Annotated in this window: 24 protein-coding genes; 8 read left to right on the forward strand and 16 right to left on the reverse strand. The window is 72.2% G+C overall.

Annotated elements, in window-relative coordinates:
• Positions 1 to 35: 35 nt before the first annotated feature.
• The 3 genes from ACFYL4_RS00910 to ACFYL4_RS00920 form a co-directional block, all read right to left on the reverse strand.
• Entirely contained in the window at positions 36 to 1,175 is a 1,140-nt protein-coding gene (locus ACFYL4_RS00910) for a quinone-dependent dihydroorotate dehydrogenase (protein WP_357757253.1), read from the reverse strand.
• The gene (locus tag ACFYL4_RS00915; RefSeq protein ID WP_357757256.1) at positions 1,172 to 2,095 is read right to left on the reverse strand and encodes a PAC2 family protein; all 924 of its coding nucleotides are present in this window, start codon (positions 2,093 to 2,095) and stop codon (positions 1,172 to 1,174) included. Before ACFYL4_RS00915 ends, ACFYL4_RS00910 begins: the two co-directional genes overlap by 4 nt.
• Positions 2,096 to 2,286: 191 nt before the next feature.
• Positions 2,287 to 3,249 (reverse strand): GlxA family transcriptional regulator, encoded by a 963-nt coding sequence (locus tag ACFYL4_RS00920; RefSeq protein ID WP_387515427.1) that lies wholly within the window; start codon positions 3,247 to 3,249, stop codon positions 2,287 to 2,289.
• A 107-nt stretch (positions 3,250 to 3,356) separates the two neighbouring features.
• Between ACFYL4_RS00920 and ACFYL4_RS00925 the strand changes: the two genes are divergently transcribed.
• Complete coding sequence (locus ACFYL4_RS00925; RefSeq protein WP_387515429.1) at positions 3,357 to 4,142, forward strand: hypothetical protein; 786 nt, start codon at positions 3,357 to 3,359, stop codon at positions 4,140 to 4,142.
• Between the two features lie 135 nt (positions 4,143 to 4,277).
• Here the strand turns inward: ACFYL4_RS00925 and ACFYL4_RS00930 are convergent, their stop codons facing one another.
• A complete protein-coding gene (locus ACFYL4_RS00930; protein ID WP_387515431.1) occupies positions 4,278 to 6,056 on the reverse strand; it encodes an ABC-ATPase domain-containing protein in 1,779 nt (592 codons plus the stop codon).
• A 314-nt stretch (positions 6,057 to 6,370) separates the two neighbouring features.
• Between ACFYL4_RS00930 and ACFYL4_RS00935 the strand changes: the two genes are divergently transcribed.
• The 3 genes from ACFYL4_RS00935 to ACFYL4_RS00945 are packed head-to-tail and all read left to right on the forward strand — an operon-like array spanning position 6,371 to position 8,756.
• Positions 6,371 to 7,612, forward strand: coding sequence for a nucleotide disphospho-sugar-binding domain-containing protein (locus tag ACFYL4_RS00935; RefSeq protein WP_387515433.1), 1,242 nt, complete (start codon positions 6,371 to 6,373; stop codon positions 7,610 to 7,612).
• Positions 7,609 to 8,148 (forward strand): hypothetical protein, encoded by a 540-nt coding sequence (locus tag ACFYL4_RS00940; RefSeq protein WP_387515435.1) that lies wholly within the window; start codon positions 7,609 to 7,611, stop codon positions 8,146 to 8,148. Before ACFYL4_RS00935 ends, ACFYL4_RS00940 begins: the two co-directional genes overlap by 4 nt.
• Positions 8,149 to 8,171: 23 nt before the next feature.
• On the forward strand, positions 8,172 to 8,756 hold the full coding sequence (locus ACFYL4_RS00945) for a hypothetical protein (RefSeq protein ID WP_387515437.1): 585 nt from the start codon (positions 8,172 to 8,174) through the stop codon (positions 8,754 to 8,756).
• Positions 8,757 to 9,026: 270 nt separating this feature from the next.
• Here ACFYL4_RS00945 and ACFYL4_RS00950 read toward each other — a convergent pair whose 3' ends face one another.
• From ACFYL4_RS00950 to ACFYL4_RS00975, 6 genes are all read right to left on the reverse strand, one after another.
• Positions 9,027 to 9,449 carry a hypothetical protein gene (locus ACFYL4_RS00950; RefSeq protein ID WP_387515439.1) on the reverse strand — a complete coding sequence of 141 codons (423 nt, stop codon included), beginning with the start codon at positions 9,447 to 9,449 and terminating at the stop codon, positions 9,027 to 9,029.
• A 9-nt stretch (positions 9,450 to 9,458) separates the two neighbouring features.
• Positions 9,459 to 10,247: a PhzF family phenazine biosynthesis protein gene (locus tag ACFYL4_RS00955; RefSeq protein WP_387515440.1), complete on the reverse strand. Its 789-nt coding sequence runs from the start codon at positions 10,245 to 10,247 to the stop codon at positions 9,459 to 9,461.
• Between the two features lie 67 nt (positions 10,248 to 10,314).
• Complete coding sequence (locus tag ACFYL4_RS00960) at positions 10,315 to 10,755, reverse strand: Lrp/AsnC family transcriptional regulator (protein WP_017546220.1); 441 nt, start codon at positions 10,753 to 10,755, stop codon at positions 10,315 to 10,317.
• Between the two features lie 814 nt (positions 10,756 to 11,569).
• Positions 11,570 to 12,424: a hypothetical protein gene (locus ACFYL4_RS00965; protein WP_387515443.1), complete on the reverse strand. Its 855-nt coding sequence runs from the start codon at positions 12,422 to 12,424 to the stop codon at positions 11,570 to 11,572.
• 715 nt (positions 12,425 to 13,139) lie between these two features.
• Positions 13,140 to 14,378, reverse strand: coding sequence for a kynureninase (gene kynU / locus ACFYL4_RS00970; RefSeq protein ID WP_357757298.1), 1,239 nt, complete (start codon positions 14,376 to 14,378; stop codon positions 13,140 to 13,142).
• A gap of 74 nt (positions 14,379 to 14,452) precedes the next feature.
• The gene (locus ACFYL4_RS00975) at positions 14,453 to 15,358 is read right to left on the reverse strand and encodes a tryptophan 2,3-dioxygenase (RefSeq protein ID WP_387515445.1); all 906 of its coding nucleotides are present in this window, start codon (positions 15,356 to 15,358) and stop codon (positions 14,453 to 14,455) included.
• 172 nt (positions 15,359 to 15,530) lie between these two features.
• Here ACFYL4_RS00975 and ACFYL4_RS00980 point away from each other — a divergent pair, with 172 nt between their 5' ends.
• On the forward strand, positions 15,531 to 15,998 hold the full coding sequence (locus ACFYL4_RS00980) for an Lrp/AsnC family transcriptional regulator (RefSeq protein ID WP_387515447.1): 468 nt from the start codon (positions 15,531 to 15,533) through the stop codon (positions 15,996 to 15,998).
• Positions 15,999 to 16,069: 71 nt separating this feature from the next.
• On the opposite strand, the gene ACFYL4_RS00985 is transcribed toward ACFYL4_RS00980, so the two are convergent.
• Both ACFYL4_RS00985 and ACFYL4_RS00990 read right to left on the reverse strand, forming a co-directional pair.
• Positions 16,070 to 16,882 carry a hypothetical protein gene (locus tag ACFYL4_RS00985; protein WP_387515449.1) on the reverse strand — a complete coding sequence of 271 codons (813 nt, stop codon included), beginning with the start codon at positions 16,880 to 16,882 and terminating at the stop codon, positions 16,070 to 16,072.
• A gap of 11 nt (positions 16,883 to 16,893) precedes the next feature.
• Complete coding sequence (locus ACFYL4_RS00990; protein ID WP_357757309.1) at positions 16,894 to 17,460, reverse strand: papain-like cysteine protease family protein; 567 nt, start codon at positions 17,458 to 17,460, stop codon at positions 16,894 to 16,896.
• Between the two features lie 206 nt (positions 17,461 to 17,666).
• Between ACFYL4_RS00990 and ACFYL4_RS00995 the strand changes: the two genes are divergently transcribed.
• The gene (locus tag ACFYL4_RS00995; RefSeq protein WP_357757310.1) at positions 17,667 to 17,954 is read left to right on the forward strand and encodes a DUF4031 domain-containing protein; all 288 of its coding nucleotides are present in this window, start codon (positions 17,667 to 17,669) and stop codon (positions 17,952 to 17,954) included.
• Here the strand turns inward: ACFYL4_RS00995 and ACFYL4_RS01000 are convergent.
• The 3 genes from ACFYL4_RS01000 to ACFYL4_RS01010 are packed head-to-tail and all read right to left on the reverse strand — an operon-like array spanning position 17,884 to position 20,961.
• Entirely contained in the window at positions 17,884 to 18,615 is a 732-nt protein-coding gene (locus ACFYL4_RS01000; protein ID WP_357757312.1) for a metal-dependent phosphohydrolase, read from the reverse strand. The two genes, ACFYL4_RS00995 and ACFYL4_RS01000, sit on opposite strands and share 71 nt — an antisense overlap.
• 36 nt (positions 18,616 to 18,651) lie before the next feature.
• Positions 18,652 to 19,311, reverse strand: a complete 660-nt coding sequence (locus ACFYL4_RS01005) for a response regulator transcription factor (RefSeq protein WP_357757420.1) — start codon at positions 19,309 to 19,311, stop codon at positions 18,652 to 18,654.
• 57 nt (positions 19,312 to 19,368) lie between these two features.
• Positions 19,369 to 20,961 (reverse strand): histidine kinase, encoded by a 1,593-nt coding sequence (locus ACFYL4_RS01010; protein ID WP_387515451.1) that lies wholly within the window; start codon positions 20,959 to 20,961, stop codon positions 19,369 to 19,371.
• A 141-nt stretch (positions 20,962 to 21,102) separates the two neighbouring features.
• Between ACFYL4_RS01010 and ACFYL4_RS01015 the strand changes: the two genes are divergently transcribed.
• Both ACFYL4_RS01015 and ACFYL4_RS01020 read left to right on the forward strand, forming a co-directional pair.
• Positions 21,103 to 22,386, forward strand: coding sequence for an MFS transporter (locus ACFYL4_RS01015; RefSeq protein ID WP_357757318.1), 1,284 nt, complete (start codon positions 21,103 to 21,105; stop codon positions 22,384 to 22,386).
• Positions 22,387 to 22,468: 82 nt separating this feature from the next.
• A complete protein-coding gene (locus ACFYL4_RS01020; protein ID WP_387515453.1) occupies positions 22,469 to 22,948 on the forward strand; it encodes a VOC family protein in 480 nt (159 codons plus the stop codon).
• A gap of 42 nt (positions 22,949 to 22,990) precedes the next feature.
• Here ACFYL4_RS01020 and ACFYL4_RS01025 read toward each other — a convergent pair whose 3' ends face one another.
• Positions 22,991 to 23,761 carry a DeoR/GlpR family DNA-binding transcription regulator gene (locus ACFYL4_RS01025; protein WP_357757320.1) on the reverse strand — a complete coding sequence of 257 codons (771 nt, stop codon included), beginning with the start codon at positions 23,759 to 23,761 and terminating at the stop codon, positions 22,991 to 22,993.
• Between the last annotated feature and the right edge of the window lie 197 nt (positions 23,762 to 23,958).

Below are 23,958 nucleotides of genomic sequence, written 5' to 3' on the forward strand. Positions count from 1 at the left end.
GGCGACGGGACACCGCCGACCGCCCGCGACGCCGGTCAGCTGGCCTCGGGGGCCTCCCGGACCACCGTCAGGGCCGGGGCGGGAGCGTCGGAGCCCACGGCCTCCTGTACGGAGCGGTACCCGGCCTCGCGGACCAGGCGGGCCAGGCCCCGGTGGATGCGGCGCGGCCACAGCGGACCGCCGTAGATCAGCCCGGTGTAACCCTGGACCAGGGTGGCCCCCGCCCGGACACGCGCCCAGGCGTCCTCGGGGGTCTCGACACCGCCGACGGCGACCAGGGTCACGCGGTCGCCCACACGGGAACGCAGACGGCGCAGGACCTCCAGCGAGCGCTCCTTGAGCGGGGCGCCCGACAGGCCCCCGGCCCCGGCCGCCTCGACCTCGGCGCCGGGAGAGTCCAGCCCGGCGCGGGAGATGGTGGTGTTGGTGGCGATGATCCCGTCCAGGCCCTCGGCCAGCGCCAGGTCGGCGACGGCGTCGACGTCCTCGTCGGCCAGGTCGGGGGCGATCTTCACCAGCAGGGCGAGGTCGGGTCGGCCCGCCTCGGCCAGGGCCGCGCGTACTGCCGCGACCAGGGGACGCAGCTGCTCCACACCCTGGAGGTTGCGCAGGCCGGGGGTGTTCGGCGAGCTGACGTTGACGACCATGTAGTCGGCGAAGGGGGCCAGTCGCAGCGCGCTCAGCGCGTAGTCGGCGGGGGCCTCCTCCTCCGGGGTCACCTTCGTCTTGCCGATGTTGATCCCGAGGACCGGGCCCCGGCGCTGGTGGTGCAGCCGCTCGGCGACCAGGGCGGAACCCTCGTTGTTGAAGCCCATGCGGTTGACGATGGCGCGGTCGGCCACCAGCCGGAACAGGCGCGGCTTGGGGTTGCCCGGCTGCGGGTGGGCGGTCACGGTGCCCACCTCGACGAAGCCGAAGCCCAGGGCGGCCAGACCGCGCGGGCTCTCGGCGTTCTTGTCGAAACCGGCCGCCATGCCCAGCGGGCCGGGGAACTCACGGCCGAAGGCGTGCACGGTCAGCTCGGGTTCGCGCGGGCCCAGGACCCTGCCCATGGCCTCGGCCACGCCCGGTACGGCGGTGACGCCGCGCAGGGCGGCGAAGCTCAGCTTGTGGACGGTCTCGGCGTCCATGTGGCGCAGGACCGAGCTGAAGAGGATCTGGTAGAACACGGTCATCCGTTTCCGTCTCCCTCGCGTTCCGCGAGGAAGCGTTCGAGTTCCGCGCCGAGCTCGTCGGCGGTGGGCAGTCCCGAGTCGTCGTCGGTCAGCGGGGTCGGGCCGCCGCCCTCCTCCGAGCGCGAGGACATGATGTCGTCGTACTGGCGTTCCAGGTTGGCCACCACGCGCTGGACCTCCTCGGAAGCGGCGACCTGTTCGGCGATCTCCACGTCCGTGGCGGCGGCGACCTCCTCCATGGCCTCGGTGGACAGGGCCAGACCGGTCGCCCCGGCCACGTACTCCAGGGCGGCGATGGCCGACCGGGGGTAGGTGGACTGGGCCAGGTAACTGGGCACGTGGATGGTGTAGCCGACGAAGTCGTGACCCTGCTCCCCCAGCCGGTACTCCAGCAGGGCGGCCACGCTGGCGGGCACCTCGACCCGACCGATCCAGGGGGTGTGCCCCGCGATCAGTTCGGGACGGGTGGAGTGCGGCGTGACCGTCACCGGCCGGGTGTGCGGCACGGCCATCGGGATGCCGTTGACACTGATCGACAGGGAGACGCGGAACCGGTCCACCAGCCCCGTCACGGCGGCGACGAAGCCCTCCCACGCGAGGTCGGGCTCGGGCCCGTGCAGGACGAGGAAGGGGTGGCCCTCCTCGTCACGCATCCGGTACAGGGCCAGCTTGTGCGGCCGGTAGTCGGTCCAGGTGTTCTCGACGAAGGTCATCTGCGGCCTGCGGTCGCGGTAGTCCACCAGCAGGTCCGTGTCGAAGGTCGCGACCTCCTCGGCGGTGAACCGCTCGAACAGCGAGTCGGACAACTGGCTGCCGACGTTTCCGGCGTCGACGAAGCCGTCCAGGCAGACGAGCATCACCAGCCCGGTGACGTCGTCGAAGCCGGGGTGGAGTTCGTACAGTTCTGCGGGGTCGCGCACCGGGTTCTCGTCTCCAAAACTGGTCGGGGTCGCAGGACGGCGACGCACCCGTACTGGCCTGCCCGAAGGGCGCGAGCGGCGCGCGGCGGGGTCGCTGTGCCCTGCTTTTCCACCATACCGACCCGATGCGGGTGGGACCGGTCCCGGCGCCCCCGGAGGTGACGACGACCACACGCCGGGAGGCCGGACCGTCAGGGACGCCGGTGCACCGCCCGGAAGCGCGAGGGCGGGGTCGCGTAGAACTCGACGAAGACCTGGCGCAGGGTCTCCGCGGAGCCGAACCCGCAGAGGGCGGCCACCCGGGTGACCGGCAGGGCGGTGGACTCCAGGAGGTCGGCTGCGGCCTCGGCCCGGGCGCGGCGGACGAGATGGGCGGGGGTGTGGCCGGTGTGCGCCAGGCAGAGTCGGCGCAGGTGGCGGGAGCTCACCCCTGCCGTGCGAGCGAGAGCGTCCGTGGAGAGGTCGCCGTCCAGGTGGTCGCGGACGTAGGTGAGCACCTTCCGGACCAGCAGGTTCTCCGGGTCGAGGGTGGTCAGCACGCTCATCTGCGCCTGGTTCCCGGGGCGTTGGAAGTAGGTGACCAGGACCCGGGAGACCAACCGGGCCAGGGCCGGACCGTGGTCCTGCGCGACGAGGTCCAGGGTGAGGTCCAGCGCGCTGGTGACCCCGGCCGAGGTCGACAACGGGCCGTCGTGGACGAAGATCGGCGCCGGGTCCACCGTCACCCCGGGGTAGCGGTCGGCGAGTTCACGAGCGAAGTGCCAGTGGGTGGTGACGCGGCGACCCTCCAACAGCCCGGCGGCGGCGAGCACGCTCGAACCGGTGCACACCGAGGCGACCCTGCGGCTCTCCCGGGCGAGTCTGCGCACGTGGGCGACGAGCGGGGCGTGGGCAGCCGCCCGCCGGTGCCCCCATCCGCCCGAGACCACGAGGGTGTCGAGCGGACCCCGCAGTTCCTCCAACGCCGCCTGGCCCTGGAGCGTGAGGCCGGAGGAGCAGCGGACCGGCGCCGCGCCCGGCGTCGCCAGGGTCGTCTCGTAGGCGGGCCCGTCGGGCAGGAGGTCGTTGGCGGTGGCCAGGGTCGAGGTGACCGAGGAGATCTCCAGGAGCTCCGCGTCCTCGTAGGCCACGATCACGACTCTGCGTGCGTCCATGACGGTCACTCCCCCGACCGGGTCCGTTCGGACAGGATTCCCAGGATTTCGGACCCGTCCCAGCCTACGTCTGGCCGCCGCCCGCGGGCCGGCGCAGGCTGGTCGGCATGACATCCCCACCTTCCGGCGGCCGGTCCTCGAAGGCTCGTCCGTCCACCTCCTCCCCCGTCCGCGCCTACCGGGACGCGGACACCGGCCACGACGCGCGGGGCGACGTCCGCCGCCGGGCCGCCGGGGGCGCCCCGGCGGTGACACCGGCCCGGTTCCCCTCCGGAGCCGACGACCTCGGCTCCGCCGGAGGCGGGGCGGTCGGCCCCGACGGTGGTCGTGCGGCCGGGGCGCGGGGCGCCCCCGCCACGACGTTCGGGCGCTGGTGGCCCGCGCTGACCGCCGCCACGGCCGCCGCGCTCACCGTCACGGTGGGCGGAGACAGCGGCGGGCTCGTGTTCCTCCTGTTCACCCTTCCGGTCATGTACCTGGCCGTCGCGGTCCTGGACCGGCCCCGGACCAGCTGGCTGATGGTGGGCTCGGTGATCGCCCTCCACTTCCTGCTGGAGGCGGCGGGCCTGCCGTCCTGGCCGTTCGTCCTGGGGCTGGGGGTGCTGCTGGTCGCGGTCGGACTGGTGCGCGGGCCCCTGCGCCGCCCCGGGGTGTTCGCGCTCCAGACCCCCGCGCTGGCGGTGTTCGGCGGCGCCGGGCTCCTCACACTGGTGGTGTCCCCCGAGGCAGCGGTCGCGGTGGTCGCGGTCGGTCTGCTCGCGCACGCCGCCTGGGACTCCGTGCACTGGTGGACCCGGAAGGTGATCTCGCGGTCCCTGGCCGAGTGGTGCATGGTGTACGACACCGCCGTGGGCGCCACCATCCTGGTGGCCCTTCTGGTCAGGGCGTTCTGAGGTCGCGAGTGGGCGCCCGGGCGACCGCAGGGGCCCGGGCTCCGCTCGCTCGGGCCCGCCGCGCCGGACGCTCGGGCCCGCCGCGCCGGACGCTCGGGCCCGCCGCGCCGGACGCCGTGGGCGCGGCACACGCCGTCAGCGGTGGCGGACCACTCTCAGGGTCCGCAGCCGGTTGAGGACGGCGCCGATCTCGTGTCGGCGCGGCAGGGCGTAGTCGCCGCCGAAGTCCGTACCGAGCAGGCCCACGCCCTCCTTGGCCAGGGTCTCCTCCAGGGAGTCCAGGGCCTCGGCCACGGTCCGTCGGCCGTCCAGGTGCTGCCCCCGGACCAGGGCGCGCAGGGCCAGACCCGCACCGGTGATCTGTCCGGGGTCCACGAACTGCTCCACCGAGCGCACGTCGATGTCGCCCTCCCCGTAGACCAGCACGTCCATGTCCCGGCGCTTGATCCGGCTCCGTCCCTTCGTGGTGTCGTCATCCACCGACCCGGGGTCGACCACGCGGGCCCGGGGCAGGGTGAACTCGGCGTCGACACGGTCGCGTGCCAGGGTGCGCGCCTTCTCGGTGACGTCGTGCGGGTGGTAGGCGTCCAACATGATCACCTGGTCGGCGACGTCGAAGTAGTCGCCGCTGCCGCCCATGACCAGGACCGTGGAGACCCGGTGCTCACGGTGCAGGGGCCGCACCAGGTCCACGAACGGCACCAGGGGTTCCCGGTCGCCGTGCACCAGGGTCTGCATGCGCTCGTCGCGGATCATCAGGTTGGTGGCGGTGGAGTCCTCGTCCACCAGCAGGGTGCGCGACCCTGCCTCCACCGCCTCGCAGATGTTGGCCGCCTGCGAGGTGGAACCCGAGGCGTTCTCGGTGCGGAAGTCGCGGGTGTCGGCACCGGTGGGCAGGTTGCGCACGAAGGGGCTGACGTCCACCCGCTCCACTCCGCGCCCTTCCTCCGCCCGGATCTTGACCGCGTCCTCCCTGGTCACGACCAGTTCGCGGCCGTCACCGGGCACGTGGTCGTAGACACCGCACTCCAGGGCGTGCAGCAGGGTGGACTTGCCGTGGAAACCGCCGCCGACGATCAGGGTGATGCCTTCGGGCACCCCCATCCCGGTGACCGTGCCCGCGTGCGGGAGGTCCACGCTCACCCGCAGGGTCTCGGGTGCGGAGAAGGGAACCACGCCCTCCCCCGCCATGGGCTGGTCGCTCACGCCGCTGCGCCGGGGAAGGATCGCCCCGTCCGCGACGAAGGCGACCAGACCCCGGTCGGCCAGCCCCGCCCTGAGGGCGACGGTGTCGGCCACGCTGTCGGCGAAGGCCACGGCCTCCGTCTCGTCGATCTCGTCCCAGTCGAGGTCGTCGATCAGCGCCGGAAGGGTGCGGCACAGTTCCCGCTCGGCGGTGCGACCGTCGATCCGGCGGCCGTGTCCGGGCAGGTCCACCCCGATCCGGAGGTCGAGGGCCCCGTCCTCGGTGACCTGGCAGGACGAGCGGGCGATGACCTCCTGGCCGCCGGTGTCGATCTTCAGCAGCGACCCCCGCAGCAGACGGCGGGCGCGCCGCCCGAGGTAGTCGGCGGTGGCCCGGCGGCGTACCGGGTCGGCGAAGGCGCTCGCGGGGATACCGGCGTCGGGACGCAGGACGCGGACGCGCGAGGGCGGCGCGAAGGGGTCGGCCTGGACCCGCTGCACGGTGAGGGTGAAGTCACCGAAGTCCCAGTCACCCTTGAGTGACTTGTAGCGCCCGTAGGAGGCGCCCTGCATCTTCAGGAGCTCCTCGGACAGGCGCGCCTCGTCGCGCCTGCCGCGGATGGGCTCGGGCTCGGGCCTGCGGCCCCCGCCGCCGCGACCGCCGCCCTCGCCACGGCCCCCGCCGCCGTACCGGCGTCCCTGGCCGCCGTTCCCGCGTCGCTCCGTCATCACTTCCCCCGGTGTCGCTACGTACTGCTGCCCCCGCCAGACTAGGACTTCTGTGCGCATCCCGCTCCGACCCTGTGGACAACCGCGTCGGTCGGGGGCTCTCCGCTCGTGGCGACGGTTCAGTCCGGCGGGTCGGGCAGCGCGTCCGTGAGGGTCGCCTCGAACCCGCCCGGCTTCGTCTCGCCCGGCGGGGAGTGCGGCAGGACGCCGTCGGACCTCCAGCACACGCACGACACCTCCCCAGGAGGGCCTTTGCCCGTCACCTCCCCGACGGCTAGGTTTCGGGGAGTCCCCTCTCCCGAGGAGTCCGCACCATGAACACGGTCCTGTTCGCACCGGAAACCTTCAACCTCGCCGAGACGACGAGGGCGATCGAGGTCGCACGGCAACTCCGAGACCGGCACGAGTGCGTGTTCGCCGGGTACTCCGAGCGGTACGCGGGACTGATCCAGGACGCGGGCTTCGAGTACCACCCGCTCTCCCCGGAGCTCACCGACGAACAGGCCGACCAGCTGATGCGCTTCGACCAGGGCCGTGGCGCGAGCCACCCCTTCACCACGGAGAGGGTTCGGGCCCGGGTCCGGAGCGAGCTGGCCCTGAACACGCTGGTGCGGCCCTCGGCCACGGTCATCGGCACCACGCTGAGCCAGATGATCTCCGCACGCGTCAGCGGGGTCCCGCTGGTCTACGTCAAACCCTTCGCCTACTCGTGGCCGCACCTGCGCCAGGCCGACTCCCTGCCACTCCTCCAGGAGAACCGCCGCCTGTCCCGGGCGGTCAACACCGGCGCGGCACGACTCCTGCGCGAGGCAGCCCGATACACCACCCTCAAGCCCGGCGGCTTCTCCAGGGTCGCCCGCGAGTACGGGGTGCGGCTCCCCCGCCGAACCGTGGAGGCCCTGGACGGTGACCTCAACCTGGTCGCCTCGATCTCCGGTTACCTGCGCCCCTACCGGCTCCCGCCCCACTACCGCTGGGTGGGTCCGGTGTACGCGAAACTGCCCCTGGAGGTACCGCCGGAGGTGGAGCACCTGGTGCGGACCGCGCGCGGGGCCGACCGCCCGGTCGTCTACTTCGCGATGGGCAGTTCCGGGAACCGCGACATCGTCCTGAGGGTCCTGCGCGAGCTGTCCCGACTTCCCGTCACGGTGATCGCCCCGGTCGCCCGCTACCTCGGGCCCGGTGACCGGGAGCGGCTCGGAACACACGTGCACGTGTTCGACCTGCTGCCCGCCCACCGGCTCGGCGACCTCGTGGACGCCTCGGTCATCCACGGGGGCGAGGGCACCGTGCAGACCGCCGTCGCCTCGGGGAAACCGTTCCTCGGTATCGGGCTCCAGCTGGAGCAGCGCTGGAACGTCGCCGAATGCGTCCGCTTCGGCAACGCCGTGGGACTCACCCCCCGCCAGACCGAGGGGGAACGGCTCCGCCGAGCCCTGGAGTCCCTGCTCCGCGATCCCCACCTGCGCGTCCGAGCCGAGGAGCTCCGGCAGCGGCTGGCCGGTGTCGACGGAGCCCGCAACGCCGCCGACCACATCCACCGGCTCGTCTCGTGACCCCGCGCGTCGAGCCCGTGCTCGAACTCCCCGACGGCGCGTTCCTTCCCCTGGCCGACACCTCCCCCGAAACGTTCCTGGGCGTGTGGGCCGACTACAACCGCGCCGCGTCACCGCACGACCTGCTCCGGCAGGAGATGACACTGGTCCCCGGCGGACTGCGCGCCACCGGACCCGACGGCACCGTCGTGAACCCCGGCTGCTGCTGCGGGATGGAGGACTGGCGCGACTGGCTCCTCCTGGTCGAACGCGAGCGGATCTGGATGGGGCACGACCCAGGGGTCAACCAGGCCTTCGCGGACAACGGCGTGCTCCTGTCACAGGAGGGGTCCAAGGCGACCGTCCTGGTACCGCTCCCGCTGCTCCCCGTCCTCCTGGAGGGGGTCCGCGAGCGCATGCTCGGCCTCCTGGCCGGGGTCGGACTCGAGGCGGGCCCCGAGGTCGCTGCCCTCCTGGACCGCGATCTCCACGTCACCGCGCCCCTCCCCCTGAGGGAGAGGAAAGATGATGGGGGCGCCCCCGGGTCGGGGGGTTGAATGGTCCCCCGGAGGTGAGGCCGATGCGGCCTGGAGTGGGTGAGCCCCTGAGGGCGTGCACGGGGTGTCCCGGGCCCGAGTACAGCGGCGCCCCGGACTGCGCGCGCTGCCGCGGGCTGGTCGACGCGGTCCTGGAGGAGGAGTGGCGCGCCTTCCTCCTGCGCGAGGGTCTGCCGGACGGGCCCGAGGTGGCCGCGTTGGTGGCGGAGGAACCCCAGCGGTACGACTGGCGGGTGGTCGACGCCGCGCTGGAGCGGCTGGTGTGCGAGGGGTGCGCGGGTCCGCTGGGCCGGGGACCGGCCGGGTGCGCCCCCTGCGCGCTGGCGCACGGCTTCCGCTACGCGGCCGTCGAGACGGACCGGCCCGGGGCGGCGCCGGGGAACGAGCACGCGGTCCGAGTGAACGTCTCGGTGGTGCGGCGCCCGCAGGGCGTGCCCGAACGGGAAGTGCTCCTGCGGCGGTTGTGGCTGCCGTGGCTGATGACCGGTGTCCTGCCCACGACGGAGCGCGCGCAGGCGGCCAAGGCCCGGACCCGCGGGATGGGGTTGGCGGAGATCGGGGCGCTCTTCCCCCGGGTTCTGGACGCCCCCGGCTTCACGCTTCCCTGAGTGCTCCCTGGCCTCTGGGGCCGGGCCGGGTACGGGGCGCTCGGCCCGACCGCCAGAGGGCGACGACCGGTTCAGGAGGGGGACCGGCACCGGCCGTCGGGGAGGACACGGTCCGTCCGAAATCAAGGGGTGCTCCGGTCGGACCGCGGTCCCGACACCTCCACGGAGGGGGGTGGGGGGTGTCGTGGAACCATTCTTACCGGACCGGGCGCGACCGTACGGGGAAAACCGGGAATTCGCCGGCTCGGGCTTCCCCCCGGAAGGCGTGTATCAGGCGATAGCCTCCCGGAACGCCCGGTCGTGCCGGTCCACCGGCTCGTCCGCGAGGTCCCCGACGAACACGGCGACGGGGTGTCCGCCCCCCTCCCCGATCTCCGCGAGCAGCCGCTCCCACTCGACCAGGTTGGGGTGCCGCAGCTCCGTGCACGCTCCGGCCGGGGACAGGGCGCGGACGGCCGAGGCGAGGCGCTCGGCCGTGAGCTCGTGGACCGCCGTGCCGGACGTGTGTCCGCACTCGACGGCCAGGACGATGGCGGGCAGTGGGCTGGTGCCGACGTTGGTCAGCCCGAACACGGTGCGGCCGTCCCGGTGCAGGCCCACCCCGTAGGCGGCCGGGCGCCGCCATCCGGGGTGGCCCGCTTCGAGCCGCTCGCGGGCGGCGTTGATCTCTTCCTTGGTGGACCACTGCTCCATGGGGTCTCCCTACAGGTTCAGGTCGCCGGTGGCGACGGTGACGGCGTCCCCGCCGATGTGCACTCGGTCCCCGTCCAGACGCAGGCGCAGGTCGCCGCCGCGTCGGGAGGCCTGGTGGGCCAGGAACTCGGTCCGGCCGAGCCGCTCGGCCCAGTGGGGGGCGACGATGGTGTGGGCGGCGCCGGTGACCGGGTCCTCGGCGATGCCCATGGCGGGGGCGAAGCAGCGGGAGACCGTGTCGTACCCGCCGTCGCCGGGAGCCGTGACGATGACCATGCGTACGGGCAGGGCCCGGATCGCGGTGGGGTCGGGGTCCAGTTCGCGGACGGTGGCGGCGTCGGCGAGTTCCACCAGGAGGTCGTTGTTGCCGCCGATCCCCACCCAGCGGGGCTCGGCGCCGATGGCCTCGGCCAGCCCTTCGGGCGCCTCGGTGGCGGTGGCGGGCCGTGCGGGGAAGTCCATCCAGAGCTTGCCGTCCCGCTGCCGGACGGTGAGGATACCGCTGCGGGTGCTGAAGCGGACCGGCCCCTGGACGCCGAGTTCGGTGAGGGCGTGCGCGGTGGCGAGGGTGGCGTGTCCGCACAGGTCGATCTCGGTGACCGGGGTGAACCAGCGCAGTTCGTAGTCGGCGTCGGGTGCGTCGATCCTGCGGGCGAAGGCGGTCTCGGAGAGGTTGAACTCCGCTGCGATCCCCTGCGCCCAGGCGTCGGGGTAGGCGTCGTCCAGGACGAGCACGGCGGCGGGGTTCCCGGCCAGGGGCCGGTCGGTGAAGGCGTCGACGACGCGGTACTCGGGCATGGGTCCATTCTGTCCGGCGGGCCGGAGCCGCCAAGGTCCACCTGCGGGTGATGTGGACCCCACCCGGCTACTGCAGGTGCGGCTCGTCCAGGATGAACATGGTCTGGGTGCTCTTCACCTCGGGCAGGCGCTGGAGCCGTTCCAGGACGAAGGTGCGCAGCGCGGCGGCGTCGGCGACGCGCACGAGGAGCAGCAGGTCGACGTCTCCGGACACCAGGGCGGCGTGGTCGACCTCGGGGATGTCGCGCAGGTAGCCCCGGAACCTCTCCCACGAGTGCTGCTCGATCCGCACGGAGACGTAGGCGGAGAGGGCCGTGCCGTACTTCTCGGGGTCGATGACGGCGGTGAAGCCCCGGATCACCCCCTCGTCGCGCAGGCGTTCGAGGCGGGAGTAGGCGTTGGCCCGGGAGATGTGCGCGCTCTCGGCGACGGCACGGATCGACATGCGGCCGTCGTCGCGAAGGAGCGCGATGATCCGACGGTCGGTGTCGTCCAGCTGCACGGCCATGTGTCTTACCTCATACCGTCCACGTCGGGGGCACGTTGGATGATGTGCGCCGATGGGGCTCCAACTGAGCAGTTCGTCCAGCATCACTCCGGAGGCATCGACAATATGGGGTGATTCGCCTCATATTCAAGACATGAAGCGCATCGAAGGTCGGTTCCGCCCGATTCGGCCCCCGGGTCGGGAGCGGTGGCAGGTCCGCGCCCGGCGAACGACCGGCGCTCTCCGGCCGACCTGACCGCGCCCCGGAGACCGGCCCGCGCCCCGGGTCGGACCACCGCTCCGCACCGACCACCGTGCCGTACCCCGGCAGGATCGCGAGCCCACGGGCGGCAACGGCGCCGCCGCGAGTACCACGGGCCCGGGAGAACCCCGCGCGCGGGAGACAGCACGGGTGAGGGCGCGCGGCCCGCGCGCCGTCGCGCCCACGGGGTGGGCGGGTCCTCCGCGTCAACGGCGACCGGAGGCCCGCCCCCCAACCCGACCCGCCCGCCACCGGAGCGGGTCGGTTCGGTGCCGAAGACCTCGTCGTACCCGGTGAACCGGACGGCGGAGTACTCCGTGTGCGCCCGGCGCCCAGGAGGGCGTGGAGCGGGCCGTCCTCAACACTTCCCGGAGGGCGCCTCCCTCCCTGGGTCGTACACGACGCAGGGGCCGCGATCGTCGATCGCGGCCCCTGGCCTACCCACTCCCCGAGGGCCCGTGCCCTGCGGGAGTCTCTCTTGTTTCCCCCCGCCAGGAGGAACACCTGGCATGTCGGACTCCCGTGGTCACGGATGACCGGGGTGGGTCCGGGGGTTGTCGCGGACCGTCGGAGCTAGCGCCCGAGCAGTCGGTCCAGCAGCGTGGCGATGCCGTGACGGCCGTCGCTCTCGGCCAGCAGGCCCTTGCCGCCCTCGTCCTCGGCGCCGGCGTGGGCACCGGCCGGACGGCGGGTCCACGCGAAGAACAGCGCGATGAGGATCGCCGGGATGATCGCCAGGGTCAGCAGACCGGCGGCGGAGGGGGTGCCCTCCGCGCCCGTCAGCCCGAAGCCGGACAGGTCGTTGGCCGCGGTCTCGGCGGTCACGCCCGGGTCCTGGTCGTCCTGGTCGGCGACGGCGGCGCCGTCCTCCTGCTCCTCTTCCTTGGCGGTCTCCTCGGAGGCCTTGTCCTCGGACTTCTCCTTCTTCTCCTCCTTCTCCGCCTTCTCCTCCTTCTCCGCCTTCTCCTCGGGGAGGTACTTGGCGGGGATGTCGGAGACCGCGTTCTCACACTTGTTGCCGGACTGGTTGAACGGGTGGGGAGCCCCCTCGGTCCCGTTGCCGTCGCCCCACTTGGTGATGAAGTACTCGACCTCGGCGTGGCCGTTGCCACCGCTGACGACGAGCGAGTTCTCGTCGAAGCTCTCGCCCATCATGTCGGCGAAGGTCTTGCCGTCGATGTCCAGGAGGACGTCGCAGTTCTCAGAGGGGATACCGGGACCGCGGTCGCCGATGAAGAAGTCGTACTCTTCGCCCTCGTGGACGATGAATCCCTCGGTGCCCAGCGGCCAGCTGGGGCTGGAGAACAGCCCCTTCTGCATGGGCTCGCCTCCGGCGGGCATCCCGGTGTCACCGTTGATGCCGGAACCGTCGTCCCAGAAATAGGTCGCGGTGACTTCGCCGTACTGAATGGGAGTGTCGTTGCTCATGAAGTGATAGCCAGGTTGACGACAGAAGCCGAGGAGACCGGGCCAGGGCGCGTCAGGGCACACGAATCGGTAAGGGTCCGTGTTCCGGACTGGAGTCTTGCCGTGGCACGTCCCGCGTCGCTGGCGGCGAGTGGCGGGTGGGAGCGGGGGGCCGGATCGGCTCCGCCGGACAGCTGCGCGTGGATTCGCGCTGCTCGCTCCCGAGAGAGATGAAAGGTCTCGATTTCCCTTCCGGCTCGCTGGCCGGTCAAGGGCTCGGCACCGGATCGCTAAAGGTCCATAACGAACCGGTCACGAAGGACACTAACCCAGGGTTTGGCAAACTGCCGAAGGCTTCCGGGTAAAATGACACCGCGTGTTTCGCCGAACACGATATGACGCCCCTCGGTGAGAAGGCCCAGGTCACGAGATCGCCCTGGCGGCAGGGGTTCCCGGGCCCATCCGAGGACGGCGGGCGGGCCCGGGCGTGGCCCTCGTCATAGACCGGAACACACGGGTGCGGGACGGGCCGCAACCGGTCGAAGGGCCGCGAAACGCCCCGGGGCCGCACGAATACGGACCACCGGGACGCGGGTCGGCGAAGCAGGCGGAGCGGCCGGATCGGGGCAAAGGACGCGCCATCCCCGTACTGGCGCCGGTCAGCGAAGGGCGCCCCGGGGCCACACGACACAAAGAACTCCCCGGTAGGTTGCCCCACCGGGGAGTACACCTCGGGTCACGTGACCTGTGACCTCCGGTTGAACCGCTCGGCACGCCACTCACCCGAACCCACGACCTCCACCAGCGCGGTCGCGGCGTCGTACACGTCCACGTAGCGCAGGTAGAGCGGGGTGAACCCGAAGCGCATGACGTCGGGCGCGCGGAAGTCACCGATCACGCCGCGCTCGATCAACGCCTGCACGATCGGGTATCCGGCGCCCTCCTCCGGCTGGATCAGGGAGACCTGGCTGCCCCGCCGGTCGTGCTCGGCCGGGGTGATCGAGGACAGGCCCACCGAGGCCGCCCGGGCCAGGAACAGGTCGGTCATGGCCAGGCTCTTGGCCCGCACCAGCCCCAGGTCGGCCCGGGCCCACACGTCCAGACCGGCCTCCAGGGCCGCGTCCGCCACCAGGGGCTGGGAACCGCTGAGGAAGCGCGAGACGCCCGAGGCGGGTTCGTAGTCGGGAGCGAAGTCGAAGGGGCGGGCGTGCCCGTGCCACCCGCTGAGCGGCTGGTCCGCGACGGCGTGGTGGCGGCGCGCGGCGTACAGGAACGCGGGGGCGCCGGGACCGGCGTTGAGGTACTTGTAGGTGCACCCCACCGCGAAGTCGGCGTCGGCGCCGGACAGGTCGATGGGCACCGCGCCGACACTGTGGCACAGGTCCCAGATCACCAGGGCCCCGTGCGCGTGTGCCAGGCGGGTGACCGCGGCCATGTCGCGTAGCACGCCGCTGCGGTAGTCCACGTGGCTCAGCAGCAGCACGGCCACGTCGCCCCGGGCCAGGGCCCGTTCCAGCTCGGGGCCGTCCGGGTCCACGCGGCGCTGCTCGGCACCGGCAAGACCGACCGCGCCCTCGGTGACGTACAGGTCGGTCGGGAAGTTGCCCGCCTCCCCCAGCACCACCGAGCGGTCGGACATCCGCAGCGCCGTGACCAGGGTCTTGAAGAGGTTGGCGGAGGCGCCGTCACCCACGACCACCTCGTCGGCGTCGGCCCCCACCAGCGGGGCGACCTTGGCGCCCAGTGTGCGCGGCTTGTCCCACCAGCCGGCGTCGTTCCAGCTGCGGATGAGGTTCTGGCCCCACTCGCGCTCGATCATGTCGGCGACCCGGGCGGGGGTGGATCGGGGCAGGGCGCCCAGCGAGTTGCCGTCCAGGTAGATCACCCCCTCGGGGAGGACGAACTCCTCACGGAGGGGGGCGAGGGGGTCGGCCGCGTCCAGGGCGGCGCACTCCTCACGGGTGGTGGGCGTCATCGGGTCCTGCTTCCTAGCCGTGCTGTGAACTGGGTGGGGCCGCCGTCACCCGCGTGACGGGCGCGGGCGCGTTCCTAGATGGTGCTGCGCAGGGACCACAGTTCCGGGAAGACGTCCTTCTCGGCGTTGCGGGCCAGCCAGTTGAGCCCGTTGGACCCACCGCTGCCCGGCTTGCCGCCCATCGTGCGCTTGACCGCGACCAGGTGGAGCTGACGCCATCGTGTCACCCGTTCGGCGACGTCGACCAGCGCCTCGGCGAGCAGGTACAGGTCGTTTCCGGGGCGGTCGTCGGCGTACACCTCGGTCCAGGCCCGCTCGACCTCGTCGCTGGGCTCGTAGTCCCGGGTCCAGTCGCGGTCCGCGCTGGAGTCCGGGACGGGCAGGCCCCTGCGGTGCAGCAGGCGCAGGGCGGCGTCGTAGAGGCTGGGGCGCTCGATGAGGGCGGTGAGGTCGTCGACGACACCGCTCATGGCCTTGTGCGGGCGGATCATCGCCGCCGACTTGTGGCCGAGGAGGAACTCCATCTTGCGGTAGCCGTACGACTGGAAACCCGAGGCCTCGCCGAAGGAGTCGCGGAAGCGGTTGAACTGGGTGGGGGTCATGTCGCCGAACAGCTCCCACGAACTGTTCAGCACGTCCTGGGCCTTGCAGGCGCTGCGCAGCCAGGCGACGGCGCCGGGCACGTCGTCGACCTCCAATGCCTCGCGGGCGGCCTCCCAGCGCTCCTGGATCAGGGTGAACAGCAGTTCCATCACCTGGGTGCCGATGATGAAGGCCGACTCGGCGGGCTCCTGGGTGCGGGGGTTCTGGAGGCTCAACAGGGTGTCGACGCCGAGGTAGTCGGCGTAGGGGGTGGTGCGGTCGAAGCTCAGGGTGGGCTTGCCCCCGTTGCTCTCCGCCCGGGTGGCGCGGGCCTCCGCCGCGCCGACCTCCTGGGCCGGGGCGTAGGGACACTGCTGGGCGGACGTGGTGGAGAGCATCGGGTGTACCCCTCGTGTACTGCGCGAACATCGGTCGACTCACGCACCCGTGTACGTGAGCTCACATGATCGGACAATTGACCCGAAGAAGGAATGGACACCGACGACACAAGTCGGGCGCTGACCTAGCATTCGTAACTGGAAACCGCTATCGGCCTTGGGGGCGCAAAGTATGACCTCTCGACTGGAAACCCCTCTGGATGGCGTTGACCAGCACATCCTCGACGAGCTTCAGAGGGACGGGCGACTGTCGTTCAACGAGCTGTCACGGAGGGTGAACCTCTCTGCCCCCGCCGTGGCGGACCGGGTGCGGCGGCTGACCGACCGGGGGGTGATCACCGGCTACCACGCCCACGTCGACCCGGCCGCCGCGGGGCTCCCGGTCACCGCGCTGGTGCGCATGGAGTGCTTCGGCGCCCACTGCCTGCTGCGGGAACGGTCCTCGCTGGAGCTGCCGGAGATCCTCCAGGTGCACCGGGTGACCGGGGACGCCTGCTGCGTACTGCTCATCGCGGTGCGCTCCATGGAGCACTTCGAGGAGGTCATCGACCAGCTCGCCGTGCACGGGCGCCCCTCCAGCACGATGATTCTGTCCAGCCCGGTGCCCTGGCGGCCCGTGGCCGCCCCGAGGACCCGCTGAGCCCCGCCCGCGCGGAACCGGTCCGGCCCACGCGGGCCGGACCGGTCACCGGGGACCTCGACGCGCCCCCGTCAGGCGGAACCTCCCGCAACCGATCCGCGCCGCACCGCGGCGGTGCCCGCGCCCACCAGCACCAGGGCCGCCAGACCGCCGGGGAGCAGCCAGGAGGACGCGGACGCCCCCTCCTCCGTGAAGCGGGCCCCGCCGACGGACTCGGTGTCGTGCGGCAACGCGAGGTCCTCCGCGTAGCGCTCCTCGGTCCGCTGGGCGTACTCCTCCAGGCTCAGCGACCCGGGGACCTCGCGCAGGCCCTCGTGGTTGATCCCGCGCAGGGTCCCGTCGCCCACCGCGTACCAGGCGTTGAGCGGGAACTCGTAGACCAGTACCTCGCCGTCCTCCAGTTCGAGGAGTCCCTCCGCCGTGTCGCCCGCCGTGGCCATGCTGGCGAACGCGATGGCGCCGTCGTTCTCGCGGACCGCCTCCACGACGGCGCCGGGAGAGCCGTTGACCGAGACCGCGGCCACCCAGGTCTCGGTGAACGCGATCGGGTCGTCGGAGGCTCCGGCGCCACCGCGCACGAACTCCTCGGTCCACTGCCACACCGGGTGCGGTTCGTGGACCTCCTGTTCGCGCACCTGACTGACGCCGAGCCCCTGGAGGTACTCCTCGTAGGTGTCGCCCTCCGGGTCTTCGACGATCTCCCGGGGTGCGCTGGTCTCGAACCACGCCTGGACCTCGGGTGGCACCTCGTGGGGGTCGGGTCCGGCCGAGGCCGGGGCGAGCCAGGCACCGGAGACCGCCAGGGCGAGGGCGAGCACGAACCCCGTCCTCACGAGGCGCCGGGCGGTGGGGGCCGCGGCGGCCCCCTCACTGTGATCGAGCACGGTGCGTCCCCTCACTTGCGAGCGTTGCGGATGGTGTGCGTCCACGCCCAGTCCTTGTTGTTCTTCAACGTGGAGTGGCTGGTGGAGCGGTACTCGGACGTCGCGGGGGCGTTGCGGACATAGACCCACTTGACCTTGCTCCCGGAGGTGTCGTAGCCGCGGACGACTCCGATGTGTGCGGTCTTCTTCTGGGTGGACTTCCACGCGATGCGGATCAGCAGGGGGCGGCTCTTGTCGATGTCGGTGCGAACGTTCGCGAAGCTCGCCGCGGAGCCGGACTTGCTTCCGGTGTTGCCCATCCCGGACTGCCCCATGGCGCGGCGCAGTTCGTCGAGCGTGCCGGTCGCGTTCGCGCACGTGCTGGACTTCTTGCCCCGCTTGACGAGCGTGCACTGGGAGGGCTTGTTGGAGGTGTGGTAGCGGACCATCATCTGCGCGCCCGCGGCCCAGCACCACTGGGACTTCTCCTGGCTCACCCGCACGACGCCCAGCGTGCGTGCGGCGCCGACCGCGGGTGTGGCCGCGATCCCCAGGAGGAGGGTGGCCATGGCCACGACGGACAGGAATCTCTTGAGCATGGGGGACCTCGAAACCTGTGGTGTGAGAGTAGGTCTCACGAGGACGGGGGAACTGCTCAAGGCCGGAGGTAGTGCGTTGCGGGCTCCGTCCCGGGCCGCGGCCGGGGGCATCGCGTCGGGCCCTGGGACCAACATAGGGACCGCACAAGATCCACTCAACGGGGCCGGTGGCCGCTTCCGGCCACGGGCTCGCCTAGGGTTGACCGGTGAGCGTACTGATCGACAGTCCTGTCTGGCCCGGCCCACGAGGCTGGCTCTTCGCCCACCTGGCGAGCGACGTCTCCCTCAGCGAACTCCACGCCTTCGCGCGGGAGCTGGGCGTCCCGCCCCGGGCGTTCGAGCGGGACCACTACGACGTCCCCGAGCACCTGCACGCCCGTGCGCTGGAGCTGGGCGCCGTACACGTGAGCGGCCGCGAACTGGTCACCCGTCTGCGCGCGGCGGGGCTGCGCCGCCCCAAGGGCGGCGGGAGGGGCCGGGCTCCGCACGGCTGAGCCGGTCGATCTCGGCGAGCATGTTGGACCTGGCCCTCGGCTCCCAGTGCTCCCGGCCGAACCTCGTGTGGAACAGGTGCGGGGACTCCAGCAACGACCTCAGCACGCGCAGCCTCCCCACGCGGAACACGTGCTCCGGATAGCGCCAGTACTCGGCCCGGACCGCCGCGGTGTAGGCCAGATAGGCCTCCGGGGCACCCGCGAGCGTGGACAGGTCGGCGTCGGAGAGCACCGCTCCGTCGGCGTCCCCGGGCTCGGGCCGGTGCTCCTTGGTCACGCCCACCAGCCGGGACACCTCCGAGACCAGCGCGGGGTCCTTCCCCAGGAGCGTGAGCAGGCGCTCGGCCAGCGCCGCGCTCGCGTCCTCGTCTCCGCCGGGATCGCCCTCGTGCACGGCGTCGTGGAACCAGACCGCGTACCGCACGGCGTCGACGTCGCGGGCCTCCTCGCGGAGCACGTCCACCGCCCGCAGTGTTCCCCACAGGTGGGAGATGGTGTGGTAGCGGCGGTGCTCCTCGCTCCACCGGCCGAGGAGCTCCTCCCCCACGGCGCGGGCCTCACAGCCGCTGCCCGCGAGTTCGCGCCAGGCAGCCGCCAGGAGGACCGCGTCCTCCTCCCTCAGGGGGTGGGAGCGGCCGGTGGGACCCCGGGAACCGTCCATGTCACCAGTCTTCCCGCTGGGCCCGCGTCCCAAAGGTCACCGCGTGCCTTCGACCAGTCCGGCCTCGTAGGCGAGGATGGCCGCCTGTACCCGGTTGCGCAGGCCCAACCGGCTGAGGACGGCGCTCACGTAGCTCTTGACCGTGCCCTCCACCAGGAAGAGCCTCCGGGCGATGTCGGCGTTGGACATCCCCGCCCCCACCAGGGCGAGTACCTCCCGTTCGCGTTCGGTGAGGACGTCCAGGCGCTCGACGGCGGCGGCCTCCCGCGCCGCCCTGCCACCGCCGAAGCGCTGGATGACCTGTCGGGCGACCCGCGGTGACAGGTAGGCGCCGCCGTCGGCGACCGCGTGCACCCCGGCGATGAGCTCACGCGGATCGCCCGCCTTGAGCATGAACCCGCTGGCGCCGTCGCCGAGCGCCTGGGAGACGTAGGCGTCCTCTCCGAAGGTCGTGAGGATGACGACCCTGGTGTCGGGGGCCGCGCGGAGGATCTCCGCGCAGGCCGCGAGGCCGTCCAGTCGGGGCATGCGGATGTCGAGCAGCACGACGTCGGGCCGATGCGACAGCGCCAACTCCACCGCCTCCCGGCCGTCGGCGGCCTCCGCGACGACGTCGATCTCCGGATCGCTCCCCAGGATCGCCCGTACGCCCGCACGGATCATCGCCTCGTCGTCGGCGAGCAGCACCCTGATCACACCCGAGTCCCCGTCTTCCGTCCGCTTTCGTACCGGCAGCATCCCACAGGCCCCTCCTCATCGGGCTTGCAGCCTCTCCTTGGAGGTCAGCACGCCGCCCTCGAAACACAGCTGGTAGAAGTCCACGTCCGTGTCGAACATCCCCGCCGTGCTGCGGTAGTGGTCGCAGGAGGGGTCGGCGGAGTCGAAGTCCTCCAGGTGCTCTTCGGGGAACCTCAGCGGATGGCCGGGCAGCAGCCCGTCGAGGTCGGCGCGCTCCTGTCCCACGGAGATCCTCGCGAAGTCCTCGGGCTGCAGGGTGCTGTCGGCCAGGGTCGTGGCGAGCACGGCGTAGACCGCGGCCACCACCAGGAGGACCACGACCACCGGCACGGCCACCAGGGCCAGGGTCCACGGCTGGAGGCGGCGGCGGGCCGCCCGGTGCAGCCGGTCGACCACCGGCCCCGCCCCGGCCTCCTCCGTGTCGCCGGGACCGTCCGTCGGCAGGGTGGCACGCACCCGCCAACCACCGCCGTGCGGGCCGTAGTCCAGGGTTCCGCGCGCCAGCCGCACCCGTTCGCGCAGACCGGTGAGCCCGTGGCCGCCGCCCGTGCCCGGCTCCCGGCCGCGCCCGTCCGGCACGCCGTTGGCCACCCGTACCTCCACCCGGTCGCCGTCGGCGGTCAGCCGCACCTCCACGGGGGCTCCGGGCGCGTACTTCGTGGCGTTGGTCAACGACTCCTGCACCACCCGGTACACGGCGCGGTCCACCATCGCGGGCAGGCCGCCGAGCCCTCCCCCGGTGACCAGGGTGACGTCCACCCCCGAGTCACGGGCCCGCTCGACCAGAGCGCCCACCCCGTCGTCCACGGGGGTGACCGGGGCGGGGTCGGCCCCGCTGCCGGGTCTGAGGACACCGATGACCTCCCGCAGCCCCGCGGTGGCCTCGACGGCCCCGGCCCGCAGCCGGGCGATCTCCTCCCGATGGTGCGCGGGCAGGTCCGGGGCGACCTCCAGGGCCCCGGCCCGCAGCGCGATCAGGCTGAGGTCGTGACCCAACGAGTCGTGCATGTCCTGGGCGATCCGCGCGCGCTCGCGCAGCCGGGCCCGGTCCGCGGTGAGCCTCTGCCCGAGTTCCAGCTGGCGGGCGTGCTCCCAGCCCGCCAGGCTCAGCTCACGCTGCTGGCGGCGGTAGGAGCCGCCCAGCCAGGGCAGCGCGGCGCAGAACACCAGTACGAACCCGACGCTCACCCACAGGCCGGGGGTCGACTGGATGTTGCGGAAGACGAACACACCCACGGCCAGGCACAGGAGCCCGAAGAGGGACACGGCCTGCCAGATGCGTCTCGACCGGCGGCCGGCCAGGTAGGCCACGCACACCAGGAGCACCATGAAGGCCTGGGACTGCAGGCACACGACCACCGCCACGCACGGGGCGAGGAGCGGGTACGTGCGGCTGAGCACGATCACCGCTGCCGCCAGCGCCACCAGCGGCAGGAGGGTGAGCAGGGGCGTGTACCCCGAGACGGCCAGGGCGAAGGACTCGGCCACCAGCACCAGGGACACACCCAGGTACAACAGCAGGTCGCGCACGACGGCACCCCGGGTGGGCCAGCCCGGGCCGGGCCGGGGTACCCGGAGCGGTTCGCGGACGTGTTCGACGGGTTCCATGCCCGCGAACCTACACAGCCGTCTCACCCCCGCGGCACCGACGAAAGTCAGGGTTCGTCCACCACCAGCACGATCCACCTATCATGGGATGGTTTGCGACCGAGGGCGGCGGCGCGGCACCACGACTCAGAACGAGGCTCTATGTCACCCCTGGAGACCCTGCGGCGGATGCACCGGATCGCCGGATGGCCCCTGCTCCTCGCCACCTTCCTGGCCCGGCTCCCCGTGTCCATGACGCTGATCGGGCTGCTCACCCTGGTGACCAGCACCACCGGCAGCGTTGGCGCGGCGGGGCTGGTCTCCGGCGCCTTCGCCCTGGGCGAGGCGATCGGCGGTCCGGTCATCGCGCGCTTCGCGGACCGTCACGGGCAGCGCGTTCCCGTACTGGCCACGGCCCTGCTGGACGCCGCCCTCATCGCCGCCCTGGTCGCCGCCGTCAGCTCCGGCGCCCCACTGCCCGCCCTGGTGGCGCTGGCGGCCGCGGGCGGTCTGTGCATGCCCCAGGTCGGACCGATGGCCCGCACCCGCTGGGTGGTACTGATCCGCAAGGGGCCCGACCGGGGCCCGGAACGCGAACGCTCGGTGTCCGCCGTCATGTCGGTGGAGGGCGTGCTGGACGAGGCCTCGTTCGTCCTGGGCCCGGCACTGGTGGGCGTGCTCACGCTCACGCTGTCCCCCACCGCCAGCGTGCTGGGCGCCGCCGTCCTGATCGGCGTGTTCGGCACCGTGTTCGCCCTGCACCCCACGGCACCGCCCGGAACGGAGCCGGTGCGCGGAGCCGAGGGACGCATCACCCGTCCCGCGTTGCTGCTGCTCGCCGTGCCGATGTTCTGCCAGGGACTGTTCTTCGGCGGGATGTCCACGGGGGTGACGGCCTACGCGGACCACGCGGGGCACGGCGACCTGTCCGGGCTGATGTACGCGGTGATGGGTTCCAGCAGCGCCGTGGCCGGGCTCATGATGGCCTCTCTGCCGGCGGGCTTCGCCCTGACCGCCCGGGTCAGGGTGGCGGCGGGCGGCCTCGCCCTGCTCACCCTGCCCCTGTACCTGGAGCACGGGCCCGCGACCCTTGCGGTCGCCATCCTCGTTCTGGGAGTGGCGATCGGCCCGCACCTGGTGAGCCTGTTCGGACTGATCGAGCGGGCCGCCCCGCCCAGCCGCCTCTCGCAGTCGATGGCGCTCATCCTGAGCAGCCTGATCCTGGGCCAGGCCCTGGGCTCCATGGTCGCGGGGGCCCTCGCGGACTCCTTCGGGCACCGGGGCGCGTTCGCGCTGGCCACGGCGGGCGGGCTGGTGTCGTTCGCGGTGACCACCCTGGTACTGCGCGCCCGCTGGTACGAGCGGCCCGGGGTGTCGGCGGGCTCCGGCGACGCGCAGGCGGGGTCGCCCGCGCACAGAGATCCGGAGGTCGGTTCCGGAGTCTGACCGGACGTGACCACCAACACGGGGCGCCGGGACGTTAAGCACGCGTCAAGACGGTGGCCCCGAGTGCGCGCCGTGCCTAGGCTTGTCGATCGTGCTCGATCTGTTCAGGACCCTGGCTCCCGGGGCCCGTCTCCGCTCCGAGGGGTCCGCGCCCCCGCCGCTCGCCGGGATCGCCCGCGTGACCCTGTCCGTACGCGACCTCGACGTCAGCACGCGCTTCTACCGATCCGTCCTGGGCCTGCGCCCGGAGTACCCGGTGAACGGCGGGGGCCCGCCCCTGACCGTGTTCCGCCTGCCGGACGGCCTGGTCATCGACCTGGTGCAGCACCCTGACAACTTCAAGGGCCGCTTCGACAGCCGCCGCTGCGGCCTGGACCGCCTCACCCTGGCGGCGGCCAACCTCGGCGTCCTCGAGGCCTGGGAGGACCGCTTCACCCGGCTGGACGTGGAGCACTCCCCCGTCGTACACACCGAGGAGGGCTCCACCCTGGTCTTCCAGGACCCGGACGGGACGGAGCTGGCCCTGTTCGTGCCCGCCGACCCTGACACCGGCGAAGACTAGACGGCCCGGCCCGGCCCGGCCGCGGCCGGGCCGGGGACGCCGCTACTCGCTCGGGACGGTCTTCAGGCGCACGTCCCGCTCACCGAGCTCCTCCACCGCCGAACGCGGCAGGCGGTCGTCGGTGACGATCAGGTCGAACTCCTCCAGCCGGGCCACCCGGAAGGTGCCGAACTTGCCGTACTTGGTGCTGTCGACGACCAGGACGCTCTTGGAGGCGATGCGCAGCAGCTCCTGCTTGGCGATCACCTTGGCCTCGGAGGGCGTGGTCGAGCCGCGCTCGGCGTCCCAGGAACTGCTCGCGATGAACGCGAGGTCGACGTTGACCTGCCGCAGGAAGTCGGCGGTGAACTGTCCGACGGAGGAGTGGTCGGAGTGCGAGACCACGCCCCCGGTGTGGATCAGTTCGATTCCGGGGTACTCCATCAGGTGCCCGACGACGTTGAAGTCGCTGGTGATGACGGTCAGGCCGACCTTGTCGGTGAGGAGCGGCACCATCTGGAGGGTGGTCGTGCCCGCGTCCAGGTAGATGGTGAAGTTCTCGCGCACGAGTTCGGCGGCGGCGCGCGCTATGGCCCTCTTCGCGGGCACCTCCAGCTGGGCCTTGGCCAGGTAGGAGGGTTCGCTCTTGAGCCGGGCCGCCAACCGCACGCCGCCGGTGACCGACAGGACCTTTCCGTCGTTCTCCAGGGCCTGGATGTCGCGACGCACGGTCATGTGGGACACGGACAGCATCGACGTGAGCTCGTTGATACTCAGCACGTGGCGCTCCTGGAGGAGCTTCAGGATGTGCTCTCGCCGCTGATCCGGGATCATCGTTCGCCTCACACTCGGGGGCCTGGCTGCGGGTGCCGTTCGGATACGACACCCCTTATCGAAGTTTCCCAGGTAGCCGTACCCAGGTCGGCGCCACCACGACGTGAGACGGCTCGCAATCCCGGGACGACGGCCGCCCGTACCCCGCGACGACGGCGCCCCGGAGGCTCCTTGGTGGGCGTTTTTCCTGTTTGCGC

It is taken from the genome of Nocardiopsis sp. NPDC006938 (assembly GCF_042869555.1).
Lineage (GTDB): Bacteria > Actinomycetota > Actinomycetes > Streptosporangiales > Streptosporangiaceae > Nocardiopsis.